The sequence below is a fragment of the Lentzea xerophila genome (assembly GCF_051094245.1).
In the GTDB taxonomy this organism is placed as follows: Bacteria; Actinomycetota; Actinomycetes; order Mycobacteriales; family Pseudonocardiaceae; genus Lentzea; species Lentzea xerophila.
In genome coordinates this window covers 1,717,665-1,741,991 of the sequence record NZ_CP194934.1, presented here as the reverse complement: position 1 = coordinate 1,741,991, position 24,327 = coordinate 1,717,665, and the positions used below count along the sequence as shown (strand labels likewise).

Sequence of the window (24,327 nt, the reverse complement as noted above, 5' to 3'; positions counted from 1 at the left end):
GTAACTGGCGGGAGGAGTGTTCGTTGGGCAAAGAGCAGGACTTCCTCGCACTCTGGTGCGCACAGCTGCCTTCTCTGCGCGACCACGCCCGCCGCAACGGAGTTCTCGCACGGCTCGACCGGGACGTCGGCCGGGTGCGCGAGGGCGGATCGGCGCACCGCGCGTTGCTCAAGTGGCTTCCGCCCGAGTCGGCCGAAGCGTTGCGCGGCTGGGCGGACCGCCCGGCGGCAGGCATCGCCGCACTCCCCGGTGTCGGCGCGACGCCCGGAACGAACGCGGGTGACTACGTCTGCCCGCGTGACGGGTGCGGCCGCCACGCACGCCGCGACGAGCACGGCCACGTGCCCCGGTGCACCGCGTTCGACGAGCCCATGCGACCCGCATGACCAGTCTGCTGACCGAGGCGGGCAAGCGGGTCAGCGCCCACTGGCTCACCGCGATCCTGCTGCCGGGACTGCTCCTCGTGGCCGTCGCCGCGACCGGCTTCGTGCTCGGCCACGCTCACGCGCTCGACCTGACCCGGCTGAGCAACGAGGTGAGCAAGCTCCTCAAGGCCCAGGCAGGCCAGCTGGTGGTGACCATGGCACTGGCCGCCGCCGCGGCCGGCGTCCTCGGGTCCGCGGCCGGCGGGATCGGGAAAGTGGTGCAGCGCTGGTGGTTGCGCGAGCGTTTCCTCACCGGCGGCCTGATCACCCGGTCCCGGTGGTCGCGGCGGTCGCGCGCGGTGGCCGCCGCCCGGCTCGCGGACACCGTCCCGATCGACGCGTACCTGCCGAAACGACCGACGTGGATCGGTGACCGCGTCCGGCTCGTCGAGGCACGCGTCAGGGCCGAGTACCACGTGAGCGCGGCGCTGGTGTGGCCCCGCGTGTGGCTCCTGCTCACCGAGGACGCCCGCCGTCCGATCAGCGACGCCCGGGCCCGCTACGCCGACGCCGTGACGCTCACCGGCTGGGGAACCCTGTACCTGACGGCCGGCCTGCTGTGGTGGCCCGCGCTGATCATCGGGAGCGCGGTGTGGCTCACCGCGTGGCAGCGGGCGCGCGGCACGGTCGCGGAGCACGCCGAACTGGTCGAGTCCGCCATCGACGTTCACCTGCCTGGCCTCGGGGAAGTGCTCGGTGTCAGCGACGGAAAGGCGATCGACGATCGCCTGAGGAAGTCCGGTCAGTAGGGAGGCGACCGTGTGGTTCGCACGTCGTAAGGAAAAGCCGGTCCCGGAGGAGCTCGCACGCCGCACCTGGAGCGCGCTGGCACTGTTCGACGCGGGCCAGTACCAGCACGCCGAACCGGAGTGGCGCGCGATCGTGCGCGAGCACACGGACCAGCTCGGACCCGACCACCCGGAGACGATCAAGAACATCGACCGGCTCGGCTCGGTGCTCTTCCGGCTCAGGAAACTGGACCTGTCGCGGAACATGCACGACGAAGCACACCGCCGGGCGCTCACCACCTTCGGCCTCAACCATCCCGCGACCCTGTCCATCGCGCACAACCTCGCCTGCGCCATGGTGCTCATGGGTGACCGGGAGGCGATCCCGCTGCTGAACGACACACTGACCCGCCAGCGGCGCAAGCTCGGCAAGCGCCACCAGGACACCATCACGACCGCCAAGACCCTGGGCGTCTTCCTGTTCACCAAGGGCGACGCGCAGGGCGCGATCACCACGCTCAGCGAGGCGCTGCAGGCGGGCACGCGAGCCTTCGGAAAGAACGACCCGCTGGTCGCCGACATCGCGCACCAGCTGGACATCGTGCTGCGCAACTCGCGGCTGGGAAGGTGATCCGGCCAGGCCAGGACCGGCGGCGACCAGAATTGTCAGACCCCCTTGCTACGGTCCGTACCAGCTGATCAACACGAGGGGGAAGACCGTGGCTGCTGCTGCCACCACGTACCTGGAGCTGTCCGAAGCCGACGGAGGCGCGCACAAGTTCTACGAGGTGATCGTCGACGGCACGACCGTCACCATCACGTTCGGCCGCATCGGCGAACGAGGGTCGACCCGCACGTCGACGTTCGCCGACGCGGTCAAGGCGGTGCAGGCCGCAGAGAAGAAGATCGGCGAGAAGGTGCGCAAGGGTTACGCGCCCGCGGTGAAGGGGCAGCGGCAGCGGCGGGCGATCACCCGGCGGGAGATAACGAGCGTCCAGTCGAGCGCGCGGCAGGCTCCGGTGCTGTGGCGCTTCCACTCCGGCGCGCCCGCGTTCGGCATCTTCATCGGCGAGGACGAGGCCTGGGTCGGCAACGAGCGCGGCGACGTCTTCACCCTCGCGCACGACGGCCGGGTCACCGGCCGCTACGGCCTGCCGGACGGCGTGAAGTGCATCGTCGCCGACGACTTCTGGATCTACGCGGGCTGCGACGACGGCCGCGTGTACGACCTGGGCGGCAAGGTTCCGCGCGTCGCGTACGAGATCGCGAACGACGTCGACATCTACTGGCTCGACATCGACGACGGCGTGCTCGGCGTGTCCGACCGGCAGGGCGGCATCACGATCGTCGACCACGAGGACGAGTTCCAGTGGTCGCGCCGCAGCACCGGTGGCAGTGGCTGGATGGTGCGCTGCGCGGCGGAAGGCGTGTTCCACGGGCACTCGCGCGGCGTCACGCACTACGGGGCGCGCACCGGCGATCCCGTGTGGCACACCGACACCGAGGGCGCGGTGCTGTTCGGCTGGCAGGAGCCGACAGAGGTGTTCGCGGGCACGAGCCGCGGCTGGGTGCACCGGCTGGCGCGCGCCACCGGTGCCGAGACGGCCCGTTACCGTTGCGACGCGGCGGTCTTCTCGTGCGCCACCTCCCCGGCCGGCGACTACGTGTTCGCCGGCGACAACCATTCGTCCGTGTACTGCTTCGCCGCCGACGGCACGCGCCTGTGGAAGCTCGGCACGGGCTGCGGTTCCGCGTACTCCATGCAGTACCGCGACGAACGCCTCTACATCGTCACAACCGACGGCTCGCTGGCGTGCATCGACGCGAGCCCGGCCGCGATCCACGCCGCCGAGCAGGGGCAGCTGCCGCAGCGCAACGACATCAAGGCCGACCACTGGCAGCGCGTCGAGGCCACCACCGAGGTCGAAACCGTGGTGGCGAGCGCGGTTCCGCAGGGCGGTGTCATCGTGGAGTGCGTGCAGGAGAGCGGCCGCCTCCGGGTGCGTGTGGTCTCCGACGGCTACGACCGCAGTCGTGCCGTGCAGTTCCCGAAGGACATCCGCGTCCCCGGCGCGCGCTACCTGGTGACCGAGATCCACACCTCGGCGAGCGGCGGCTTCTACCGGGCGAGGGGCGAGATCAAGCGCCTCCTGTAAGACGACGAGCTCTCAGCGGCCGCGGAGCTAGGGCCGGTACAACGGGTTTGGGCAGTCCACGTACCGGCTCGCCGCGCCCTCCGCCCGCGTCCAGCGCAGCAGCAGGTTCGCCTTCGCCGGGACGAACGGGCGGCGCAGCAACGACGTCAGCAGCTCGGGTGAGCCGTGATCACGGGCGCACTCCACGAAAACCGCCCGCGCCTCCGCCCACACGTCCAGCTCGGGGTGCCGATCCAGGACGGCGCCGGCGATCTCGATGAGGTGGTTGACGACCAGGCAGTACTGGAGCCGCTCCCAGCCCTTCTCCTCGGAGACGCCACGAGAGGAACCACCCGGTCCATCCACAGAGGACAGAAGGGCGGCGTGGCGGGGCAGCAGGCGCATGCCCTCGGGGTCGCGGTAGATCGCCTGCGCCGGCCTGCCCGCGGCGTCCACGCCCACCACGACGTTCTGCAGGTGGCACTCCATCACGATGCCGTGCGCGAAGAAGGCGTACAGGACCGGAGGAACGACGACCGAGACGTACTGCCGGAACCACCGCAGCGCGTCGTCGGAGCTCAAGCCGTCCAACGGGTTTCCGGCGAAACCCTCGCTGATTCCCGCCGCCAGCAACGGAGTCACGCCGGGGAGCAGGTGCTGCCGGACACCGTCGCGCACCACGACCGCGAGGCCCTCGAACCAGTCCGGTGACGTCCGGTAGCCGCGGTCGATCAGGAAGGCCGCGCCGGGAAAGCGGGAGGCGATGTCGGTGAAGACCGGTCTCAGCAGGCCCGCGAGCGGCGGGATCCAGCGCAGGTCGTGCGCCCACAACCGGCGCACGTCGTTGGTGATCCGCACGTCGAGGCTGAACTTGTAGAACAGGTCCGCGGCCGGGTCGTAGACCGTGCGCACCGACGACGTCGGCCACACCTCGTGATCCGCCACCGCGCCGGGCAGTCCCAGCAACGACAGCTGCCACGGATGCGCCGGAAGAACACCGGGAGGCAGCGGGACGTCACCATCGTCGACGAACTCGCCTTCCAGGTGCGCCAACGAAAAGCGGGCGTGCACCTCGGGCGCGTACGGCAGCCACTCGGACGCCGGCACGCCACCGCGGCCCTTCGGCGCCGGGTGGTAGCGGTGACCGGCGACCAACGCCTGTTCGGATCGCTGGTAGAGGTCGGGCGGAAGCGCTGGCCGGGCGTCGAGAACCGCGGCGACGGCCGACCGTGACCCCGCGATCTCGTCGAGGAAACCGACCGGCGGGTCGCCCAGCTCCTTGGTGACCAGCACGGCCAGCTCGTGCCACGACAACGGCTGCCACGTGCCGGCGAGCATCTCGGGATCCGACGGCCAGCGGCCCTCCCGCACCCGCAGCAGCACATCGGTGCGGGGCAGGCGGATCGTGCCGTCCGGCCCCTGCTCCCCCACCTCGCGGCGCACGCAGTTCAGCAGGGCCGTCGTGGTGATGCCGTCGGGATCAGTGATCGTGTCCACCGCTGCCCGCTTCCCTCTGGCGATGTGTCAGGATCTGATCATTCTGACGCAAACGCCGATCGAGACGGAATTCGCCGCCGCGGTGAAGGGTGACCGCGCGGAGAGGTTCCTCGCGGAGCTGCCGGGAGCCCGTGCGGCGATCCTCGCGCGCCTGCGCCGGGCCTTCGAGATCGAACCGTTGCCGCCGGTCAGCCACGTCGACACCGAGCACCCGGCCGATCTCGTCGCCGCACAGCGCTGGCCCCGCTCCGAACGCCTGGCCGCCGAGGTCGCCCACAGCGTGGCCGGGCTGGCCCTGTCACGCACGACGAGCCCGCTGACGACGCCGTTCGCGCACAGGACGCTGGAGGAGCACGAGCAGAGCGTCGTCGACGGCCACCCGCTGCACCCGTGTTGCCGCAACCGCACCGGGTTCACCGCCCAGGACCACCTCGCGTACGGGCCCGAGCACCGCCCCGTGGTCGCCCTGCGCCTGCATCCGGCGCGCGACCACGTGGTGTTCGGCGACTGGCCGGACGAACTGCGCGACGGCGAGCGGATCCTCCTCCCGGTGCACCCGTGGCAGGCCGACCACCTGAACCTCCCCACGACCGGCACCATGGACGCCGGCCCGCTGATGGCGCTGCGGACCCTGTCGGCCGGCGACTGGCACGTGAAGACGACGCTGAGCGCCCAGATCACCTCGGCCGTGCGGGACATCTCCGCCGGCTCGATCACCACGGCCACCACCGTGTCCGACTTCCTCGGTGGCGTCGTCGAGGGGATCGAACTGCAGCCCAACCGGGCCTCCGCCGCGGTGCTCACGGACGGCGCACCGAACCGCGCGCTCGGCGTGATCCTGCGCGACAAGCCCGTGCCGCACGACGGCGAGACCCTGCTGCCGCTCGCCGCACTGCGCGCGTCGCCGCCGAGTGATCCGGTCGCGTGGCTCGCGGAGTTCGCGGAACTGACCGTGCCACCGTTGATGACGTTGCTCGCCCGCGGTGTGGCCTTGGAGGCACACGAGCAGAACCTGCTGGTGGGGCTCGTGAACGGCAGGCCGCACCGGGTGATCTACCGCGACCTCGCGGACATCCGGGTCAGCCCGCGCGCCGACCTGCCGGCACGGCTGCACGCGAGCCCGGAAGCGTTGCGCGCCAAGACGTTCGCCACGTTCTTCGCGACCGCCGTGACGGGGCTGGTCGACCTGCTCGACGCGCCGGACGCCGAACTGTGGGACGTGGTGGCGAAGGCCGTCCCGGACACGCCCGACCGGCACGCGCTGCTGCACGACCCGCTGCCCGCCAAGCCGCTCACGTTGATGCGGCTCGACCCGGCCACGACGGCGTGGGCGTACCTGCGCAACCCGTTCAGGCGTTGAGCAGCACCGAACGCCACTGCCACGCCAGCGACAACAGCGCGGCACCGGCAGCCTGCGTGGGTTCACGGTGGACGAAGCGCTCGACGTTCGAGGCGGTGAAAGGAAGTCCGCGCAGAACACGGCCCTCCTCGTTGTGCGACACCAGATCGCCGAACAGCTCGTCGAAACGCGCGGCCTCGATCACCGCGACGGTCAGCATGTCGGTGGCGAACGTCAGCGGGTCCACGCCCATGCCGAGGTAGAACACCCGCGCCGACGACGTGAGCCGCTGTGCGAACGGCCAGGAGGCGTAGTCGGCCGAGTGGATCTCCGGCTCTCCGAGCAGTTCTTCGGCGAACTCGCGGATCATGCAGTGCCACAACGAGAAATCGGCGGCGGACGAACCCTGGAACACGCCGACGGGCAGCACCTGGTACATCCCGCCGGCGTGGCCGACGCGCTTCGGGTCGCGCCAGTGCAGGAAGAACGTGGCCTCTCCGGACGCCGGATCGTGGCGCAGGGTGAGAGTGCTGATGGCGACGTTGGCCGGGCGTCGCCGGAGATCGCACGGATCGCCCACCGCGGACCGCAACGGCAGCGCGTCGGTGAGACCGAGCGAGCGGGCCGCGTACTCGTGGGCGCAGGCCTCACCGACGTCGATGCCGTCGAAGTAGGTGCCGAGCCCGAACGTCAGGTGCCGGCCGGTGAAACCGAGCAGGCGGTAGGTCTCGCGGTTCTGGAACACGGCCGGCGCCGCGAGCGCGGCCATCGCCTCCGAGTAGCTGCCGAAACCGTCGGGCAGCACCGAACCGGGCAGTGCGGGGAACCCAGGCGAGGGCGTGAGTTCCAGCGACAGGTCGGCCAGCGGGACCGGCGACGAGGGCATCCAGGCAGGCGACGTGAGCAGCGGCGTGCCCGCGACCCTGGGCACGTCCCCGTACTCCGAGACGGCCCGCACCGCGAGGGCGTGGCGGTGCTCCAGCAGGTGGGCGCGCACTGCGAGCCACTCGGCGGACGTCGGCATGGCCCCATTGTCCGGGGACGTCAGGCGACCAGGCCCGCGAGCCCCTGCGATACGCAGACTTCAGGAACACGGCGAACTGACCGGGCCACCCAGCTCGGCCCGGTCTCCGCCGCACGAGGCTGTCAGGCCCGCCAGCGCCTGGACGCGTGGACGACTTCGCCGACCGCACGGGCGAGGCTTCCGTCGGCGTCGACATGGGCCTCCTCGTAGTGCGCCGGAAGCGGCTTGGCCACCTCGGGCGGTGCCTCGTACGGGTTGTCGTCTTCCCAACGCAGCCTGCGCGCCGTCTTCACGAACACGACCGCCACGGCCAGCAGCAGCACCCCGACCACGGCCGGCCACCAGACCGATTCCGCGACCGCGATGGCGAACTGGACCTGGGCCACCACGACGAAGACGACAGTCAGCCCGACCACCGACCACGGGGCCGAACTACCGTCGCGCCTGCGCTTGGCGGCACCGGTTGCCCCCATTGGCGTCACCTCCACCGATGTTGCCGTGGACATCGGCGATTGATCGCACGGAGTTACAACGCTCAGCGTACTCCCCGATCGTTTGGTTGCGGACCGCCAACTTCGCCAACATCCGCCCACCAGGACGAACCCGGTGCCCACCCCGTGCGCGATTCACTCGGTGGTGTGATCATCGGCCGGTGTCCGCTCTGCACGCGGGAGATCCCGCCTCCTTCGCCACCGACGTTCTCGACGAGGGTCCGGCCGAACTGGAGTACGAACCGGGGGTGGCGTCGCGGCGTCCCACCAAGACGTGCGCCGGCGGTGCCCTGATCCGCGACTCCGCGGGACGCGTGCTGTTCGTCGTGCCGACGTACAAGGCGGTGCTGGACATCCCCGGCGGCATGGCCGAGGACGACGAGTCGCCGAAGGCGGCGGCGATCCGGGAGATCCGCGAGGAGCTCGGCCTCGACGTCACCCCGGGACCGCTGCTGGTGGTCGACTGGACTCCGCGCAACGGGGTCTGGCGCGACTGCCACCAGTTCGTGTTCGACGGCGGGGTCGTGGACGGTGCCGTGGCCCGCGACCCCGAGCTGGAGGGCGTGGTGTACCTGACGCTCGACGAGGCCCGGCCGAGGATCTACCCGTCGTTGCACCGCAGGCTCACCCTCGCCGTCGCCGCCCTGGAGAGCGGTACCACGCGGTACGCGGAGTTCGGGCGTGAGGTCTAGGGGCGAATAAGCTCGCCGCATGGACCTGAGCGCGTTCCCCCGAGTCACCCTGGGCAGCTGGCCGACCCCGCTGGACGACGCGCCGAGGCTCGCGGCCACGCTCGGCAGCCCGCCGGTCCTGATCAAGCGGGACGACGTCAACGGGCTCGGCGCGGGCGGCAACAAGCTGCGCAAGCTCGAGTTCCTGCTCGGCCAGGCGATCGAGCAGGGCGCGGACACGATCATCACGTTCGGCGCGCTGCAGACCAACCACGGCCGGCAGACCGCGGCGGCGTGCGCGAAGCTCGGGCTGCGGTGTGAGCTCGTGCTCACGGCCAAGGTGCCGATGAAGGGCGACGCGTACGAGAGGTCCGGCAACGTCGTGCTGGACCACATGTTCGGCGCGAACGTCCATGTCTGCGCGGACGCCGACGAGACCGTGCGGGCCTACGAGCGCATCAACCACGACACGGCGGTCACGCTGCCCGTCGGTGGGTCGAACGGGCTGGGCACGCTGGGCTACGTCGCCGCCGCCGTCGAGCTCGTCGGGCAGTTGCACGACCGGGGGATCGACAACGCCACCATCGTCGTGCCGGACGGCAGCGGCGCCACGGCCGCGGGCATCGCGCTCGGCACCGAGCTGCTCGGCTGGGGCGGCACCGTCCACGCCGCGAGCGTCTCGCACACCGCTCAGGAGGCCGAGCAGGAGCTCCGGACCCTCACCACCGACGCCGCCGCACTCCTCGGCCGCCCCGCCCCCGGGCTCGGGCACGTCACCGTCACCGACGACACCATCGGGCCGGGCTACGGCGTGCCGACGCCGGAGATGTGGAGCGTGCTGAAGCTGTTCGCCGAGACCGAGGGAGTGATCCTCGACCCGGTCTACACCGGTAAGGCGGCGGTCAAGTTCCGGGAGATCGCGCCGAGGAGCGACGTGCCCGTCGTGTTCCTCCACACGGGCGGCCTGCCCGGCTTCTACGGGTACGCCCCCGAAGCCGTCGCCCAGTTCTGACTCCGGTCGCCGTGCGCGACCACCACCATCGTGGGTCCGCGTGATCAGTACCCTGGAGCCGTGACCGACCTGGCCGACGACCTGAGCCTGCTTCGCGACCTCGAACGGCGGTTGCTCGTCTACAAGTTCGCGATCGAGGAGCTGATGACGAAGCTCCGCATCCTCAGCGAGGAGTTCGACTCGGTCCACCGGCACGACCCGATCGAGCACATCACCAACCGCGTGAAGAAGCCGGAGGGCATCCTCGAGAAGCTGCGGCGCAAGGGGTTCTCGTTCGACCTCGACGCGATCGGTGACGTGCTGGACGACATCGCGGGCGTGCGGGTGATCTGCCCGTTCGTCTCGGACGTCTACCGGGTGAAGGAGATGCTCGCCCGGCAGCACGACGTGGAGATCCTGCGCACCAAGGACTACATCGCCGTCCCGAAGCCGAACGGCTACCGCAGCCTTCACCTGATCGTGCGAATCCCGGTGTTCCTGTCGGACCGGGTCGAGCACGTGAAGGTCGAGGTGCAGCTGCGCACCATCGCGATGGACTTCTGGGCCACGCTGGAGCACAAGCTGTTCTACAAGTACGACGACAGCCCGCCCGCCGACTTCGTGGACGAGCTGATGTCGTCGGCGCTGATCGCGGCACAGCTCGACGAGCGGATGGAGTCGCTGCACCGCCGCATCCACTCCGACGACGCATAACCACGTCGTGCGCGGCGAAGTCCACTTCGGACGAACGGAGCGGCCGGCCCGGTGGCCGGCCGCCGTGATCACCCCTACGGCTTGGTGATCTCCAGCTGGAGCTCGGTGACCCAGTCCGCGGGGTCACCCTCGCCGTAGTTGAGGTAGACCTCGCGGGCGAACCCGTTCTGCTGGTACCCGTGCGCCTCGATCCACGCCGCGACGGCCTGGTAGGTCGCGTCGACGCCGTCCATCGACCCGCGGTGCACGATCGTCGCCGCCTCGGCCAGCGCCGGCAGGTCGACGACCTCGAAGTCGTAGCCCGGCGACGGCTCGACGGCCACGGTCACCCCGGCGTGCACGACGACCTGGTCGCCCTCGGCGGGCTCGTAGGTCGCGATGCCGTAGCCGGCGAGCGCGACCCCGGCCCGTTCCAGCCGTTCGAGCAGCTGCGGGTACATCGGCTGGATCACCGGCCCGATGTCCTCCGGCTCGTACGAGGCCGCGGTCGCGGTCAGACAGGCGATCCGGACCGCGGGAACGGGCTTCACGACGATCTCGTCGGTGGGCATGGCGCCCTCCCTCTCAATGGCGCGGAGACGTGCCTCGACTCGCCGCAGCCGCGACTCGTCCGCGAGGATCTGCTGTCGTAGCTCGGCTCGCCGCAACGACAACATCCCGTGCAGCTGCTCGACGGAAAGTTTCTCGTCGAGCACGACACGGACCTGGTCCAGCGTCAGGCCGAGGTCCTTCAACGCGACCAGGCGGTTGAGTCGTTGCAGCTGGGCGGCGGTGTAGTAGCGGTAGCCACTCGACGGGTCCACGTGGGCCGGCAGGAGCAACCCGACCGCGTCGTAGTGGCGCAGCATCCGCACCGACACGCGCCCCAGATGGGCGAAGTCTCCGATGGTGAACATGACTGCTCCGGTGTAGGGGCTGACACGGTGTGAGGGTCAAGAAATGATGGGTTTGAACAACGCGCCGGGTGCACACCCCGGGGCGTTGACGAGAGGTGGCACATGACGTTCGCACATCCGGCGCTGTTCTACTCCGACGAGGACTCCTACATCGACGGGACCGTCCCGTTCGTGGTGGAGGCACTCGCGAGCGCCGAACCGGTCGCCGTGGCGGTGCCCAGCAGGAACCTGGAGCTGCTCAGAGACGCGCTGAGCGGGTTCGCCCACCTCGTGACGTTCGTCGACATGGCGGACACCGGCCGCAACCCCGGCCGGATCATCCCGGAGCTCCGCGCGTTCGCCGACCGGCACCGCGGGGCCGTCCGCATCATCAGCGAGCCGGTGTGGGACCTGCGCACCGAGGTCGAGTACCCGGCGTGCGCGCTGCACGAGGCGCTGGTCAACTACGCGTTCAGCGGCCGCGACCTCAGCATCCTGTGCCCGTACGACACCACCGCCCTCAGCCACGACATCCTGGCCGACGCCGAGAAGACCCACCCGGTCGTGATCGACGCGGGCGGCCACCGCCCCAGCGACCACTTCCACCCCGCACGGGTGGTCGTCGCCGCGCACTCGCTGCCCCTGCAGATCCCGGTCGACGCGGCCAGCACGTCGGCCGGCGCCGGTGCGATGGCGGCGGTGCGGGCGTTCGCACGCGAGCAGGCGGTGAAGCTCGGACTGGCCGGTGACCGCCTCGACGACTTCGCGCTCGCGGTCACCGAGCTCGCGACGAACAGCGTCCGGCACGGCGGCGGTGAGAGCACGGTGCGCGTGTGGGCGGAAAGCAGAAGTATTGTTTGCCAAGTCAACGACAACGGTCACATCACCGATGTTCTGGCCGGACGCACCCCCGTTCACGCAAACGAACCAGGCGGTCGCGGTCTGTTGCTTGTCAACCGTTTGGCGGATCTCGTGCGCACCCAAACGACGTCGTCGGGCACTGCAATCCAGGTCAGATTCGATCTGGGCGACAAAAAGGCAACGTGATCGACATACATTTGGCCGACTTCGTTATAGCTTGGGCACGTGCACGACAAGGAAGCGACGGAAATCGGTTACACGGGGGCTCGTTTCGGGTCTCCGGCGATCCGCAGACGGCTGCACGCCGACGAAAGTGGAAATTTCAACGGCGCGGAGACGCAACAACTGCCCCGTCAGCAACCGTTGCGCCAACGCCCACCGGAACCGCCACCGGAGTGGCCGATGCAGGAACAGGAACCACCCGCCCCCTCCCAGGACAGTTCGCTCATCCGTCCCTACGCCCGCACCGGTGGCCGCACGACGGCCCGCCACGACCTCCGGCTGGAGACGCTGCTCTCCACCGACGAGGAAAGGCTGTACCACGCCACCAACGACCAGGCGGCGATGATGCGGCTGTGCCTGCAGCCGCGGTCGGTCGCCGAGATCTCGGCGCTGATGAAGATCCCGCTCGGCGTCACGCGCGTGCTGCTGAGCGACCTGATCACGCTGAACCTGGTCGCCGTGCACGAGCCGGGCGCGCAGCCGAACATGGCGCTGCTCGAACGCGTGCTGTCCGGCCTGCGGCGGTTGTAGCACCACCCGTTCGCCAGCGCGCGGGACGGCGCCGGGTCGCCGATAATCTTTTCGTGGCGACCTCCAGCGACGAGACCCCGAAGACGCCGGTCACGGAACCCCTCCCGACCGCTCCGCCGGATGTTCCCGCTCTTCCCCCGGCGGTTCCCCCCGCCGGTGCGGCCGCACCGAAGAAGCTGCGGCCCACCCGGATCAGCGGCACCTGGATCGCCGTGCTGGTCGCGATCGTCGTGCTGATCTTCCTGCTGGTGTTCATCCTGCAGAACGGCGGCACCACGACCATCCACTTCCTGTGGGGTCAGTTCAGCCTTCCGCTCGGCGTGAGCCTGCTGTTCGCGGCCATCGGCGGCGCGCTGCTGGTCGCGGTCATCGGCGCCGCCCGGATCCTGCAGCTGCGCCGTCAGGCCAAGCGGCTCACCGGTCGTCGCGAGACCTCATCACCAGTTCGACGCGAGAGCTGATCCCGAGCTTGCGGAAGATCTTGCGCAGGTGGAAGTTCACCGTGTGCGGCGACATGAAGAGCTGCGAGGAGATCTGCCGGTTCGTCTGACCCTTGGCCACGAGGTTCGCGATCGCCAGTTCGGTGTCGTCCAGACTGGACCATCCGGACGCGGGACGGGCCGGTGCGGCCCGCCTGCGCCGGCCGAGCTTGCGCAGCCGGCCCAGCACGCGGGCGCTGTCACGGGACGCGCCGATCTCCCGGTACAGGCCCAGCGCGTTCTCCAGCGCCTTCACCGACTCCGCGCGGTCGGCCGACTCCGCGAGCAGCACGCCGAGGTCCTCGGCCGCGTTCGCCCGCGCCCACGGGTCCCGGTGTTGCTGCGAGGCCAGCTCCAGCGACGACGCGTCGCCGTCGAGCAGGCCCCGCGCGTGCACCGCGGCCGCCGCCACCGCGCGGAACCCGGGGTTGCCCCCGGCCAGCCGTTCCACCTGGTCCACGACGGCCTTGGCCAGCCCCGCGTCGCCCGCTTCCAGCGCCCTGCGCACGAACCACCCGGCGGCGCGGGGTTCCTCCGCGAACAGCCCGGACGTCACCAGCCCCGGGTAGGAGCCGGTAAGCAGCGCCAGCGCCTCGTCGAGCCCGGAACCGACGTAGGTGACGAGCACGTCGGCCCACTGGTAGTAGGCGCGCGAGAAGATGATCCCGTCGACCGGGGCCTGCTCGCGGAAGCGCCCGGCGTGCTCGATCGCGGCGGGCAGGTCGCCGGTGTGCAGCGCGACCATCGCGAGCACCGCCAGCGCCGGTGCCACCACCGTCTCGTGCCCGGTCTCCTCCGCCACGGCCAGCGCGGCGCGCGCCTCGACGGCGGCCTCGTCGATCCGCCCTGCCTGCAACAGGATCCGCGCCTGCACGACCGAGGTCATGGTCTCCTTGGCCACCACGGCGGACGGCCCGCTGCGCACCAGCCGCACCACGCTGCCGGCGTCGGCGAACTCCCGCAGCCCGGAGAGCACGGTCGCGAGCAGCAGCTGCGGATAGGCCGAGAGGTCGTGGGACGTACTGGCCTGAGCGGCCTCGCGGGCGAGTGCCAGTGCCGCGCCGGGCTGTCCGGTGTCGCGGGCGATCGCCGCGAGGACGGCCAGGGCTGTTGCCAGCACGTCGTCCGGTGAGCCCTGGCGGGTGCGCACGACGGCCTCGGCCAGTTCCTCCGCGCGGCGCCGGTCGTGGCCGAGCAGCGCCATCATGCGGGTGATCTCCACCCATGAGGCAAGTTCCGGCCGCAGGTCCGGCTCCTGCAGCAGCGCCTCGGTGATCTCCACCGACTCGGCGTGCCGCCCCGCCAGCAACGTCGTCGTGGCGATGCAGTGCCGCAGCTTGGCGGCGGACTCCGGGGAGACCTGGCGGGACAGGGCGTCCTGCGCGAGGGCCTGGGCGGCGGCGAGCTTCCCGGCCGCGCTCAGCGCCCGGACCGCGATGACCGTGCGGTGCACCAGTGAGGCGGAAGCCTGGTCGGTGAGCTCGAGCGCGCGCACCGCGAGCTCGGCGGCGGCGTCCGGTGCGTTCCACAGCACGGCTTTCGCCGCCGCGACCAGTCCGTCGATCGACCGCACGTCGCCGCGCTGGGCGCCGTGCAGGAGGTGCTCGGCAGCGGCGACGGCGGAGTCGCCGCGGGCCAGCAGCATCTCGCCCGCCTCGCGGTGCAGCGCGCGAAGGACGGGTGGCGGCACGGAGTCGGCCACCAGCCGCCAGAGGAGCTCGTGCCGGAACGCCAGGCGGTCCTCCAGCGACGTCACGACGCCCGCGCTGATGACCTCGTCCAGTGAGGGCAACAGGATCGCGGTGCTGGAGGCCAGCATCTCCGCGACGTCACCGGGTTCGAAGCGCTGCCCGAGCACGGACGCGACCTGCAGCAGGTGCCGGGCCCGGTCGCTCAACGAGCTGATCCGGTCGCGCAGCAACGCCTCGGTGCGCCACGGCGAGCGGTCGGCGCGCAGCGTGGCGTTGCCGGCGCTGACCTCGACCTGGTCGTCCTGGTGCAACGCCGCGCAGAGGCCGATCAGCTCGGCGGGATTGCCCCTGGCGGTGGACGCCAGCGCGCGGAGGTCGTGATCGGGGACGCCGCCGGTGAGATCGGTGACCAGGTCCACGACCACGTCGTCGGTCAACGGCCCCAGGTCGATCCGCACGGCACCGCGCTGAGCAGCGGCGGCGAACAGGCGGTCGGCGCCCTCGCGGCGGCGGGCGAGCAGCCACACCACCTTCTCGTGGGCGGAGGCGGGCAGCAGCGCGCGCAACGCGGCCAGGGTTCCCGGTTCGGCCAGGTGGAGGTCGTCCAGCACCACGAGCGCGGGGCCCTCCAACCGGCGTTCTGCCAGGCGGGCCAACAGGAACGGCTGGTCCAGCTCGTCCTGCGCGGTGGCGACCTCGAAACCGCGGCGCGCGGCGACGGCGGCCATCTCGGCCAGCAACCGCGTCTTCCCGGTCCCCGCCGCTCCGTCGACCAGCACCACGCCGGTGCCGGCGTCCAGCACGCCGCTCAGGAGCTCCCGTTCCCCCTCACGCCCGCGGAACACCCCGTCCCGATTCCCCGACACCCATTTTTCCTTTCGCTCCACAGCGGCGGAGAACAGGCGCTGCAATACCACAACGACCCGCACCACGACCAGCCCTGACGCATCACCTCTAGGCCGTTGGGATGACTGGGACGTCTCCGCGAGGCCGCCCGTAGGCTGCCGCTACCCATTCGGGTAGTTGCCCGCGGGATCATACGGGCAGCCCTCCTGTTGAGACGCCCCATAGCGCAGGAACCTTTACCTGGGCAAGTGGAGCGCTTTCTCCTAGCATCAATTCCGCTGATCTTTCAGCGGCGGATTGTGGAGAGATCTTGGAAAACCGGCCGAAAGTGTGGTGCGCCGGAATCAGCGTGGCGCCGGGCACGACCACGGTGGTCCAGGGCGCTCCCGGCACCGGCAAGACCGCGGCGCTGGACGACCTCGCCGCGCGGTGGGAGTCCTCGGGCGGGCAGGTCGCGCGAGCGCGCGGCAGTGCGCTCGAAGGTGATCTGGCGTTCGGGGTCGTGGCCCAGCTCTTCGACCAGGCCGACGCCGATCTCGTGCCCGCCGAGGCGCTGGGCGCGCTGCGGCTCACCGCCACGACCGCCGAGTTCTCCGTGCTGCACGGCGTCTACCGGCTGGCCGCCGCTCTGGCCGCCCGCGGTGGCCTGCTCGTCGTGGTGGACGACGCGCACTGGGCCGACGCCGCGTCGTTGCGCTGGCTCGCCTATCTGACCTTGCGAATTCAACGACTGCCCATCGCTGTCGTGCTGGCCGTGGGAGCCGGCGAGCGGTGTGACGACCCTTCTTACGACGAGATCATGGCCGCGTGCCGGCGGGTGACGCTGGACCACCTCACCTTGGCCGAGACGGACCGGTTCGTCTCGGCCCACCTGGGCGAGGCGGCACCCGAGTTCGTGACGGCGTGCTTCGAGGCGACCGGCGGGAACCCGCTGGCGCTCACGCGCCTGGTCGGTGCCCTGGCCGAGGACGGGGTACCGCCGACGGCCGGGGCCGCGTGGCGGGTCGCCCAGCGCGGCGCGGAGGTGTCCGGCGAGATCATGGCGGCCCGGCTGCGCCGCCGTCCCGCCGCGGTCGTGACCGCGGCGCACTGCCTGGCGGCGCTCGGGCCGTCCCCGCATCCGGGCGTGCTGGCCGAACTGACCGGGCTGAGCCCGGCCGAGCTGGCCGACGCCGTCCGGACCGTCGACCTGCTCGGCGTGGCCGGGCCCGCCGTTCTCGACGACATGCCCGCTCCCGCACGGGCCGATCTGCACCTGCGGGCAGCACGGTCGTTGCGCGCGCACGGCGCTTCGGACCGGGTCGTGGCCGATCACCTGCTGGAGACCTCACCCGGTCTGGAGCCGTGGGCGCGCGAGGTGCTCGACCGGGCCGCGCAGGAGGCGGTGAGCCAGGGCGACACGGCCGGGGCCGCGCGCCTGCTGTGGCGGGCGTTGCGCGAACCGGTGGCGAACCCGGCACGTGCGTTGCGGCTACTGGGAATCGCGGAGCTGGTCGGCGACCTCCCCGGCGCCACCGCCCGGTTGCGCGAGGCGTACCAGACCGATGTGGACGACGCCGAGTCCGCCGTGGCTCTCTCCTACGCCCTGCACGCGGACGGGAAGCCGGCGGAGATTCCGGTTGTGCTGCCGGAGAGCTCTCCGTGGGCGCAGGCGCATCTGGCCGTGCACGGGCTGGTGTGGCAGGAAGCCGTGCCGTCGGCGGTCTCGCTCGACACGCCCGCCGGGGTGCTGCACCACGTGATGGTCGGGGACATCAGCGCCGCCGAGGCGGTTCCGCTCGTCTCCACCTCGGACGTCCTGTCCTCGCTGACGTCCGCGATGACGCTGAACCTGGCCGACTCGCTCGACGAGGCGCTCGCCGTGCTGGACGAGGTCGACCGCGCGCAGGCACCGGCGTTGCGCGCGCTGACGAACGTGATGCGCGCGAACGTCCAGCGCCGCAAGGGAGATCTCGCCTCCGCCCGCGCCGACCTGGAGGTGGCGAGCGACCATCTGCGGCAGGACGGGCGGTGGCACGCGGTCTCCACCTGGCACGCCGCGCTGCTCGCCGACATCCTGCTCGAGGAGGGCCGCCTGGACGAGTCCGCTCAGGTGATCGCCGACGCGTCGACGGACGAGGCGCGCCGCACGTGGTCGTTCGGCGGCGTGCTGACCGTACGTGGACGGATGCTGACCGCGCGCGGTGACGATCACGAGGCGCTGGAAGCGTTCCTGGCCGCCGGACGGCACTGCGCGGCCTGGCCCTACCGCAACCCGGCGGCCCTGGCGTGGCGGTCCGGCGCGGCGCTCGCCTGTGCGGCGATGGGCGACGGCGAACGGGCGCGCGAACTCGCACTGGAAGAGGTCGAGCTGGCACGGTCCTGGGGCGCTCCGAGGGCGTTGGGCATGGCGTTGCGCGCGGCCGGCCGGGTGACCGCGGGTACGGCCGGGCGGACGTTGCTGGAAGAGGCCGTCCAGGTGCTGCGCGGCTCCCCCGCCCGCCTGGAGCTCGCGCGCGCGTTGGTCGACCTCGGCGTGGTGCTGCGAAGACAGGCCGACACGGTTCACGCGCGCACGTGCCTGCGTGACGCACTGGACCTGGCGCAGAAGTGCGGGTCCACCGCGATGGCCGCGCGCGCCTACTCCGAACTGGTGGCGACGAACGCCGGACCTCGGCGGATGCGGCAGACCGGCCCGACCGCCCTGACCCCGGCGGAGCACCAGCTGGCGGAGCTGGCGGCCCGCGGTCGTTCCGACGAGGAGATCGCGGCGACGCTGCTCATCCCGGCGGAGGCCGTCGCGGGCGTGCTGTCCGGGATCTACCGAAAGCTGGGCGTGTCCGGCAGGTCGCAGCTGAGCGATGCTCTGTTCGTGGACTAGTTCGGACCCGTTCGGCCGATAGTTGGCGTTGCGGCATTCGGCCTATCGTGCTGCGCATGGCGAGCGAATTTCAGAGACGCAAGGTGGACCTGGTGTTCGGCGCGATGGACACCACCGGCGACGGCTATCTGACCGAAGAGGACTTCGAGCTGCTCGCGGCGCGCTGGGCGGCGTTGCGCGGCGGCGACGAGGCGCTGCTGACCCGCGTGATGCTGAGCTGGTGGGAGACGCTGCAGTCGGTCGCGGGTGGCGCCGACCGGGTGACGCTGGACGACGTCCTCGCCGTCGTCGACGTGCTGCCCGGCAGCATCGAGATGGTGCACGGGACGGCGGACGCGATGTTCGGCGCCGTGGACGCGGACGGCGACGACTACGTCTCCGAGGCCGAGTTCCGGATGATGATCAACGCCTGGACCGGCGGTGAGAGCCCGGCCGACTTCGGCAAGCTCGACCTCGACGGCGACGGCAGGCTGTCGCGGGCCGAGTTCTCCGCGCTGTGGGCGGAGTTCTGGGCGGGCGACGACCCTGCCGCCGCCGGTTCCCACGTGTTCGGGCCCGTTCAGGCGGCGTGAACGAGGGTGAAGAACTCCTGACGTGACGCGGCTTGTTCCCGCAGCACGCCCTGCAGCGCCGACGTGACCGTCCGGGACCCGGCGACCCGCACGCCCCTGAGCGCCATGCACATGTGCTCGGCCTCGATCACGACACCGACTCCCTTGGGCCGCAGGTGTTCCTGCAGCCAGTCGGCGATCTGCTTGGTGAGCCGTTCCTGCACCTGCAGGTCGCGGGCGAACATCTCCACGACCCGCGCGAGCTTCGACAGGCCCAGGATCCGTTCCCCCGGCAGGTATCCGACGTGCGCGACGCCGTGGAACGGCAGCATGTGGTGCTCGCACAACGACTGCACCGGAATCCCGCGCGCCAGCACGAGCTCGTCGTAGCCCTCGTCGTTCGGGAACGTCGTCAGGTTGAACGATCGCGGCGTCAGCAGTTCCGCGTAGGCCTCGGCGACGCGGCGCGGGGTGTCGGCCAGGTGCACCGAGAACGGGTCCCTGCCCAGTGCCTTGAGCAGGTCGGTCACGGCCTGCCGCGCCGCCTCGACGTCGATCGGGTCGGTCATCGGCTCGCCAGCCGGGACAACGCCAGCGCGCCCACCAGCAGACCGAAGTCGCGCAGCGCCACGTCGTAGTAGCCGGACAGGGTCAGCAGGTTGACGATGATGCCCAGCAGCCAGGCCGCGACGACCAGCCCGCCCCACTTCGGCCGCAGCGCCACGAGCACGCCGGCGACGATCTCGATCACTCCGACGAGGTACATCGCCGTCTGCGGGGTGCCGGGAACGATCGAGTCGATCCACGGCGCCAGGTAGACCGGCCAGTCCACGAGGACGTTGAAGAACTTGTCCAGCCCGAACAGGATCGGCGCCACCGTGAAGACCGTGCGCAGCAGCACGAACGCCTGGGTCGCCGGATCGGTACGCGTCAGGACGGCCATGACTTCCTCCTTCTAACGACAACTTGCGCTAACGTTAGAACCGTCCACCGAATTTAGTCAACTGAAGTGGGTTTTAGAGATGGCCGACCCCGTCGCCGCCGTCGCGGCTCTCGACGAGCCGAACCGGCGCAGGCTCTACGACTTCGTGGTGCGCCAGACCGCGCCCATCAGCAAGGACGAGGCCGCTCAGGCCGCCCGGCTGCCGCGGACCACGGCCGCGTTCCACCTCGACAAGCTGGTCGAGATGGGCCTGCTGGACGTGGTGCACCAGCGGCGCTCCGGGCGCAGCGGGCCTGGTGCCGGACGACCGGCGAAGCTCTACCAGCGGTCCGAGGAGCAGATCGAGGTGTCGCTGCCCGATCGGCGCTACGAGGCCGCGAGCCACCTGCTCACGGACGCGTTGCTGGAGGCGGAGACCACGGGCGAGCCGGCGCGCGAGATCCTGAACCGGCGCGCCTACGAGTGGGGCGCGGACCTGGCGGCGCGTGCCGCGGGTGAGGTGTCGAAGGCGTTGGAGGACTTCGGCTTCGAGCCGCGGGACGAGGACGGCTCGATCCTGCTGGGCAACTGCCCGTTCCACAGCCTGGCGCAACGGCACACGCAACTGGTGTGCGGGATGAACCTGTGCCTGATCAGCGGCCTGCTGGACGGGATCGAGGCGAACGGGGTGTCCGCCCGCCTCGATCCGTCACCGGGCCAGTGCTGCGTCCGGCTCGATCAGGCGCCGTCCTCCAGGTCGCCCTCGGTCTCCAGGTAGGCAGCGCGCAGGGCGTCCAGAGTGGACTCCTCGGGGTGCTCCCACATCTTGCGGTCCGCTGCCTCCAGCAGGCGCTCGGCGATGCCGTGCAGCGCCCACGGGTTGCTGGTCTGCAGGAACTTGCGGGTCTCCGGGTCGAGGACGTAGGTCTCGGTCAGCTTCTCGTACATCCAGTCCGCGACGACGCCGGTGGTGGCGTCGTAGCCGAACAGGTACTCGACCGTCGCCTGCAGCTCGAACGCGCCCTTGTAGCCGTGGTTGCGCATCGCCCCGACCCAGCGCGGGTTCACCACGCGGGCCCGGAAGATCCGCGACGTCTCCTCGGTCAGCGTGCGCGTGCGGACCGCCTCCGGGCGCGTGCTGTCACCGACGTACGCGGCGGGTGCCTTGCCCGTCAACGCCTTCACCATCGTGACCATGCCGCCGTGGTACTGGAAGTAGTCGTCCGAGTCGGCGATGTCGTGCTCGCGGGTGTCGATGTTCTTGGCCGCCACCGCGATCCGCCGGTACGCCGACTCCATGTCCGCGCGCGCCGCCACACCGTCGACCCCGCGGCCGTAGGCGTAGCCGCCCCACACCGCGTAGACCTCGGCGATGTCGGACGAGTCGCGCCAGTTGCGGCTGTCGATCAACGGCAGCACACCCGCGCCGTACGCGCCGGGCTTGGAACCGAAGACGCGCAACGTGGCCCTGCGCTGGTCGCCGTGCTCCTCCAGGTCCTTGAGCATGTGCGCCCGCACGAAGTTCTGCTCCGCCGGCTCGTCCAGTGCGGCCACCAGCTGCACGGCGTCGTCCAACATGGACACGACGTGCGGGAAGGCGTCCCGGAAGAAGCCGGAGATCCGGACCGTGACGTCGATGCGTGGCCTTTCCAGCTCCTCCAAGGAGATCACTTCGAGCCCGGTGACGCGGCGCGACTGGTCGTCCCATACCGGCCGCACGCCGAGCAGCGCGAACACCTCGGCGATGTCGTCGCCGGCGGTGCGCATCGCGGACGTGCCCCAGACCGACAACCCGACCGAGGGCGGCCATTCACCTTCGTTCTCAGAGCGGTAGCGCTCAAGCAGCGAGTCGGCCATCGCCTGGCCGGTCTCCCACGCGAGGCGCGACGGGATCGCCTTCGGGTCGACCGAGTAGAAGTTGCGGCCGGTCGGCAGCACGTTCACCAGGCCGCGCAACGGTGATCCGGACGGACCGGCGGGAATGTAGCCGCCGTCCAGCGCGTGCAGCACGTTCGTCATCTCGTCGGTCGTCCGCGCCAGCCGGGGCACGACCTCGACGGCCGCGAACTCCAGGATCTTCTGGACGTCCGTCGACTCGTGCAGGGTCTTGGCGGTCTCACGATCCCAGCCCGCGTCTTCCATGGCCTGGACGAGGGCGCGTGCCTGTTCCTCAACGGCGTCAACGTCTTCGCGGGCGGTACCGACGAGTCCCAGCGCCTCCCGCAGCCCCGGCAGCGCGGCGACCTGACCGCCCCACATCTGCCGGGCCTGCAGCATCGCGAGCACGAGGTTGACGCGGACGCTTCCGGTCGGCGCCTCGCCGAGGATGTGCAGGCCGTCGCGGATCTGCACGTCCTTGACCTCGCACAGCCAGCCGTCGACGTGCAGGATGAACTCGTCGAACTCCGCATCGTGCGGCCGGTCGTCCAGGCCGAGGTCGTGGTCGAGCTTGGCGGCCTTGATCAGCGTCCAGATCTGCGCGCGGATCGCCGGTACCTTGGCCGGGTCCATCGCCGAGATGTTCCCGTACTCGTCGAGCAGCTGCTCCAGCCGCGCGATGTCGCCGTAGCTGTCGGCGCGGGCCATCGGCGGCACGAGGTGGTCGACCAGCGTGGCGTGCGCGCGCCGCTTGGCCTGCGTGCCCTCACCGGGGTCGTTGACGAGGAACGGGTAGATCAGCGGCAGGTCGCCGAGCGCCGCGTCCGTGCCGCACGATGCCGACATGCCGACGGTCTTGCCCGGCAACCACTCCAGGTTGCCGTGCTTGCCGACGTGCACCACGGCGTCCGCGCCGAAGTTCGACTCGACCCACCGGTACGCCGCGAGGTAGTGGTGCGACGGCGGCAGGTCGGGATCGTGGTAGATCGCGATCGGGTTCTCGCCGAACCCGCGCGGCGGCTGGACGATCACCGCGACGTTGCCGGACCGCAGCGCGGCCAGCACGATCTCGCCGTCCTTGGACCTGCTGTGGTCGACGAAGAGCGAGCCCGGCGCGTCGCCCCAGTGCTCCTGCATCGACTCGCGGAAGTCGTCGGGCAGCGTCTCGTAGAACTCGCGGTAGTCGGCCGCGGCGATGCGGATCGGGTTGCTCTCGAACTGCTCCTGCGTCAGCCAGTCCGCGTCCTGGCCACCGGCGGCGATCAGCGCGTGGATCAGCTTGTCGCCGTCCAGCTCCTCGACGCCCGGCAGCTCGTCGCCGATGTCGTACCCGTGCTCCCGCATGGCCTTCAGGAGCCGGACGGTCGACGCGGGCGTGTCGAGCCCGACCGCGTTGCCGATCCGGGAGTGCTTCGTCGGGTACGCCGACAGCATGACGACGATCTTGCGGTCTGCCACGGGGATGTGGCGGAGACGCCCGTGCCGGACCGCGATGCCCGCGACGCGCAGCGCCCGTTCCGGATCGGCGACGTAGACGGTGAGGCCGTCTTCATCGATCTCCTTGAAGGAGAACGGAACCGTAATGATCCGGCCGTCGAACTCCGGGATCGCGACCTGGGTCGCGGTGTCCAAAGGAGACAGTCCGTCGTCGTTGGAGTCCCACGACTCACGGCTGGAGGTGAGGCAGAGGCCCTGCAGGATCGGCACGTCCAGCTCGGCCAGCGCACCGACGTCCCACGCGTCGTCGTCGCCACCGGCAGACGCCTTGGCGGGGTTCGTGCCACCGGCCGCCAGCACCGTCACGACCAGCGCGTCGGCCTGGCGCAGGGTGTCGAGCAGCTCGGGCTCGGCGGTGCGCAGCGAGGAGCAGTAGACCGGCAGCGGCCTGCCGCCCTTGGCCTCGATCGCGTCGCACAGCGCGTGCACGAACGCCGTGTTCCCGGCCACGTGGTGGGCGCGGTAGTAGAGCACCGCGACCGTCGGACCCTCGGCTTTGACGGGCTCCCGTTCGAGCACACCCCACGTCGGGGTGGCGGTGGGGGCCTCGAACCCGTGGCCGGTCAGCAGGATCGTGTCGGAGAGGAACTTGTGCAGCTCGGCGAGGTTCGCGGGGCCACCGTGCGCGAGGTAGAGGTGCGCCTCCGCGCAGACACCACCCGGCACCGTCGACAGCTCCATCAGCGCCGCGTCCGGCTGCTGCTCGCCGCCGAGCACGACGACCGGCAGCCCGCTGGCGAGCAGCCAGTCGAGGCCTTCCTCCCACATCCGGCGGCCGCCGAGGATGCGCACGAGGACGAGGTCGACGTCCTGGATGAGTTCGGGCAGGTCGTCGGCCGTGAGCCGGGCGGGGTTGGCGAGCCGGTACTCGGCACCGCTCGCACGCGCCGACAGCAGGTCGGTGTCGGAGGTCGACAGCAGCAGGATCACGCGGGCTCCATCCCTCTTGGGGTCCTCGCCCCAGGTTGCGGGTGACTGGCGAAGCGGAGTTCCTGACTCCCAGCGTCCGCTGGTCACAGTGGCGGGACCGCGCCGGATTCGCACCGGCTTCCTCCTGCGCTTCGTCGTTCGGGCTCACCCTAACCGGCGGGTTACAGTC

The 24,327-nt window shown here is 70.8% G+C and carries 22 protein-coding genes and 1 riboswitch; of the genes, 14 read left to right on the top strand and 8 right to left on the bottom strand.

Annotated elements, in window-relative coordinates; genetic code table 11:
- Window positions 1–23 precede the first annotated feature (23 nt).
- From ACRSBM_RS08605 to ACRSBM_RS08590, 4 genes are all read left to right on the top strand, one after another.
- The gene (locus ACRSBM_RS08605; protein WP_434441578.1) at window positions 24–386 is read left to right on the top strand and encodes a hypothetical protein; all 363 of its coding nucleotides are present in this window, start codon (window positions 24–26) and stop codon (window positions 384–386) included.
- Complete coding sequence (locus ACRSBM_RS08600; RefSeq protein ID WP_434441575.1) at window positions 383–1,174, top strand: hypothetical protein; 792 nt, start codon at window positions 383–385, stop codon at window positions 1,172–1,174. The genes ACRSBM_RS08605 and ACRSBM_RS08600 overlap by 4 nt, the downstream gene beginning before the upstream one ends.
- A gap of 10 nt (window positions 1,175–1,184) precedes the next feature.
- Window positions 1,185–1,784 carry a tetratricopeptide repeat protein gene (locus ACRSBM_RS08595; RefSeq protein WP_434441570.1) on the top strand — a complete coding sequence of 200 codons (600 nt, stop codon included), beginning with the start codon at window positions 1,185–1,187 and terminating at the stop codon, window positions 1,782–1,784.
- Between the two features lie 88 nt (window positions 1,785–1,872).
- Window positions 1,873–3,309: a WGR domain-containing protein gene (locus tag ACRSBM_RS08590; RefSeq protein WP_434441568.1), complete on the top strand. Its 1,437-nt coding sequence runs from the start codon at window positions 1,873–1,875 to the stop codon at window positions 3,307–3,309.
- 27 nt (window positions 3,310–3,336) lie between these two features.
- On the opposite strand, the gene ACRSBM_RS08585 is transcribed toward ACRSBM_RS08590, so the two are convergent.
- Entirely contained in the window at window positions 3,337–4,785 is a 1,449-nt protein-coding gene (locus ACRSBM_RS08585; protein ID WP_434441565.1) for an IucA/IucC family protein, read from the bottom strand.
- A 22-nt stretch (window positions 4,786–4,807) separates the two neighbouring features.
- Between ACRSBM_RS08585 and ACRSBM_RS08580 the strand changes: the two genes are divergently transcribed.
- Entirely contained in the window at window positions 4,808–6,145 is a 1,338-nt protein-coding gene (locus ACRSBM_RS08580; RefSeq protein ID WP_434441562.1) for an IucA/IucC family protein, read from the top strand.
- On the opposite strand, the gene ACRSBM_RS08575 is transcribed toward ACRSBM_RS08580, so the two are convergent.
- Window positions 6,135–7,148 (bottom strand): hypothetical protein, encoded by a 1,014-nt coding sequence (locus tag ACRSBM_RS08575; RefSeq protein WP_434441559.1) that lies wholly within the window; start codon window positions 7,146–7,148, stop codon window positions 6,135–6,137. The genes ACRSBM_RS08580 and ACRSBM_RS08575 overlap by 11 nt on opposite strands.
- A 122-nt stretch (window positions 7,149–7,270) precedes the next feature.
- Complete coding sequence (locus tag ACRSBM_RS08570) at window positions 7,271–7,621, bottom strand: hypothetical protein (protein ID WP_434441556.1); 351 nt, start codon at window positions 7,619–7,621, stop codon at window positions 7,271–7,273.
- Window positions 7,622–7,800: 179 nt separating this feature from the next.
- On the opposite strand from ACRSBM_RS08570, the gene ACRSBM_RS08565 reads away from it, so the two are divergent.
- From ACRSBM_RS08565 to ACRSBM_RS08555, 3 genes are read left to right on the top strand one after another with little or no spacing between them, the layout of a single operon-like run.
- Window positions 7,801–8,331, top strand: coding sequence for an NUDIX domain-containing protein (locus ACRSBM_RS08565; RefSeq protein WP_434441553.1), 531 nt, complete (start codon window positions 7,801–7,803; stop codon window positions 8,329–8,331).
- Window positions 8,332–8,350: 19 nt separating this feature from the next.
- The gene (locus tag ACRSBM_RS08560) at window positions 8,351–9,322 is read left to right on the top strand and encodes a D-cysteine desulfhydrase family protein (protein WP_434441550.1); all 972 of its coding nucleotides are present in this window, start codon (window positions 8,351–8,353) and stop codon (window positions 9,320–9,322) included.
- Window positions 9,323–9,382: 60 nt separating this feature from the next.
- Complete coding sequence (locus ACRSBM_RS08555; RefSeq protein WP_434441547.1) at window positions 9,383–10,015, top strand: GTP pyrophosphokinase; 633 nt, start codon at window positions 9,383–9,385, stop codon at window positions 10,013–10,015.
- A 74-nt stretch (window positions 10,016–10,089) separates the two neighbouring features.
- On the opposite strand, the gene ACRSBM_RS08550 is transcribed toward ACRSBM_RS08555, so the two are convergent.
- Entirely contained in the window at window positions 10,090–10,911 is an 822-nt protein-coding gene (locus tag ACRSBM_RS08550) for a MerR family transcriptional regulator (RefSeq protein ID WP_434441544.1), read from the bottom strand.
- A 102-nt stretch (window positions 10,912–11,013) separates the two neighbouring features.
- Between ACRSBM_RS08550 and ACRSBM_RS08545 the strand changes: the two genes are divergently transcribed.
- Genes ACRSBM_RS08545 through ACRSBM_RS08535 form a run of 3 tightly spaced genes read left to right on the top strand, consistent with a single transcriptional unit; the run spans window position 11,014 to window position 12,965 of the window.
- Window positions 11,014–11,937, top strand: coding sequence for an anti-sigma factor RsbA family regulatory protein (locus ACRSBM_RS08545; protein WP_434441541.1), 924 nt, complete (start codon window positions 11,014–11,016; stop codon window positions 11,935–11,937).
- Between the two features lie 39 nt (window positions 11,938–11,976).
- Window positions 11,977–12,504, top strand: a complete 528-nt coding sequence (locus ACRSBM_RS08540) for a DUF742 domain-containing protein (protein WP_434441538.1) — start codon at window positions 11,977–11,979, stop codon at window positions 12,502–12,504.
- A gap of 53 nt (window positions 12,505–12,557) precedes the next feature.
- Window positions 12,558–12,965, top strand: coding sequence for a LapA family protein (locus tag ACRSBM_RS08535; protein WP_434441535.1), 408 nt, complete (start codon window positions 12,558–12,560; stop codon window positions 12,963–12,965).
- On the opposite strand, the gene ACRSBM_RS08530 is transcribed toward ACRSBM_RS08535, so the two are convergent.
- Complete coding sequence (locus ACRSBM_RS08530) at window positions 12,919–15,540, bottom strand: LuxR C-terminal-related transcriptional regulator (protein ID WP_434441532.1); 2,622 nt, start codon at window positions 15,538–15,540, stop codon at window positions 12,919–12,921. The two genes, ACRSBM_RS08535 and ACRSBM_RS08530, sit on opposite strands and share 47 nt — an antisense overlap.
- A 290-nt stretch (window positions 15,541–15,830) precedes the next feature.
- Here ACRSBM_RS08530 and ACRSBM_RS08525 point away from each other — a divergent pair, with 290 nt between their 5' ends.
- Window positions 15,831–18,380, top strand: coding sequence for an AAA family ATPase (locus tag ACRSBM_RS08525; RefSeq protein WP_434441529.1), 2,550 nt, complete (start codon window positions 15,831–15,833; stop codon window positions 18,378–18,380).
- Window positions 18,381–18,436: 56 nt separating this feature from the next.
- Window positions 18,437–18,952: an EF-hand domain-containing protein gene (locus ACRSBM_RS08520; protein ID WP_434441526.1), complete on the top strand. Its 516-nt coding sequence runs from the start codon at window positions 18,437–18,439 to the stop codon at window positions 18,950–18,952.
- On the opposite strand, the gene folE is transcribed toward ACRSBM_RS08520, so the two are convergent.
- Together folE and ACRSBM_RS08510 are read right to left on the bottom strand one after the other, a co-directional pair.
- Window positions 18,940–19,500 (bottom strand): GTP cyclohydrolase I FolE, encoded by a 561-nt coding sequence (folE, locus tag ACRSBM_RS08515; RefSeq protein ID WP_434441523.1) that lies wholly within the window; start codon window positions 19,498–19,500, stop codon window positions 18,940–18,942. The two genes, ACRSBM_RS08520 and folE, sit on opposite strands and share 13 nt — an antisense overlap.
- Window positions 19,497–19,874 (bottom strand): hypothetical protein, encoded by a 378-nt coding sequence (locus ACRSBM_RS08510; RefSeq protein WP_434441520.1) that lies wholly within the window; start codon window positions 19,872–19,874, stop codon window positions 19,497–19,499. The genes folE and ACRSBM_RS08510 overlap by 4 nt, the downstream gene beginning before the upstream one ends.
- Before the next feature lie 79 nt (window positions 19,875–19,953).
- Here ACRSBM_RS08510 and ACRSBM_RS08505 point away from each other — a divergent pair, with 79 nt between their 5' ends.
- Window positions 19,954–20,631 carry a helix-turn-helix transcriptional regulator gene (locus tag ACRSBM_RS08505; RefSeq protein WP_434441517.1) on the top strand — a complete coding sequence of 226 codons (678 nt, stop codon included), beginning with the start codon at window positions 19,954–19,956 and terminating at the stop codon, window positions 20,629–20,631.
- Here ACRSBM_RS08505 and cobN read toward each other — a convergent pair.
- Window positions 20,592–24,158, bottom strand: a complete 3,567-nt coding sequence (gene cobN / locus ACRSBM_RS08500) for a cobaltochelatase subunit CobN (protein WP_434441514.1) — start codon at window positions 24,156–24,158, stop codon at window positions 20,592–20,594. The genes ACRSBM_RS08505 and cobN overlap by 40 nt on opposite strands.
- A gap of 35 nt (window positions 24,159–24,193) precedes the next feature.
- Window positions 24,194–24,325: riboswitch (cobalamin riboswitch) on the bottom strand.
- Between the last annotated feature and the right edge of the window lie 2 nt (window positions 24,326–24,327).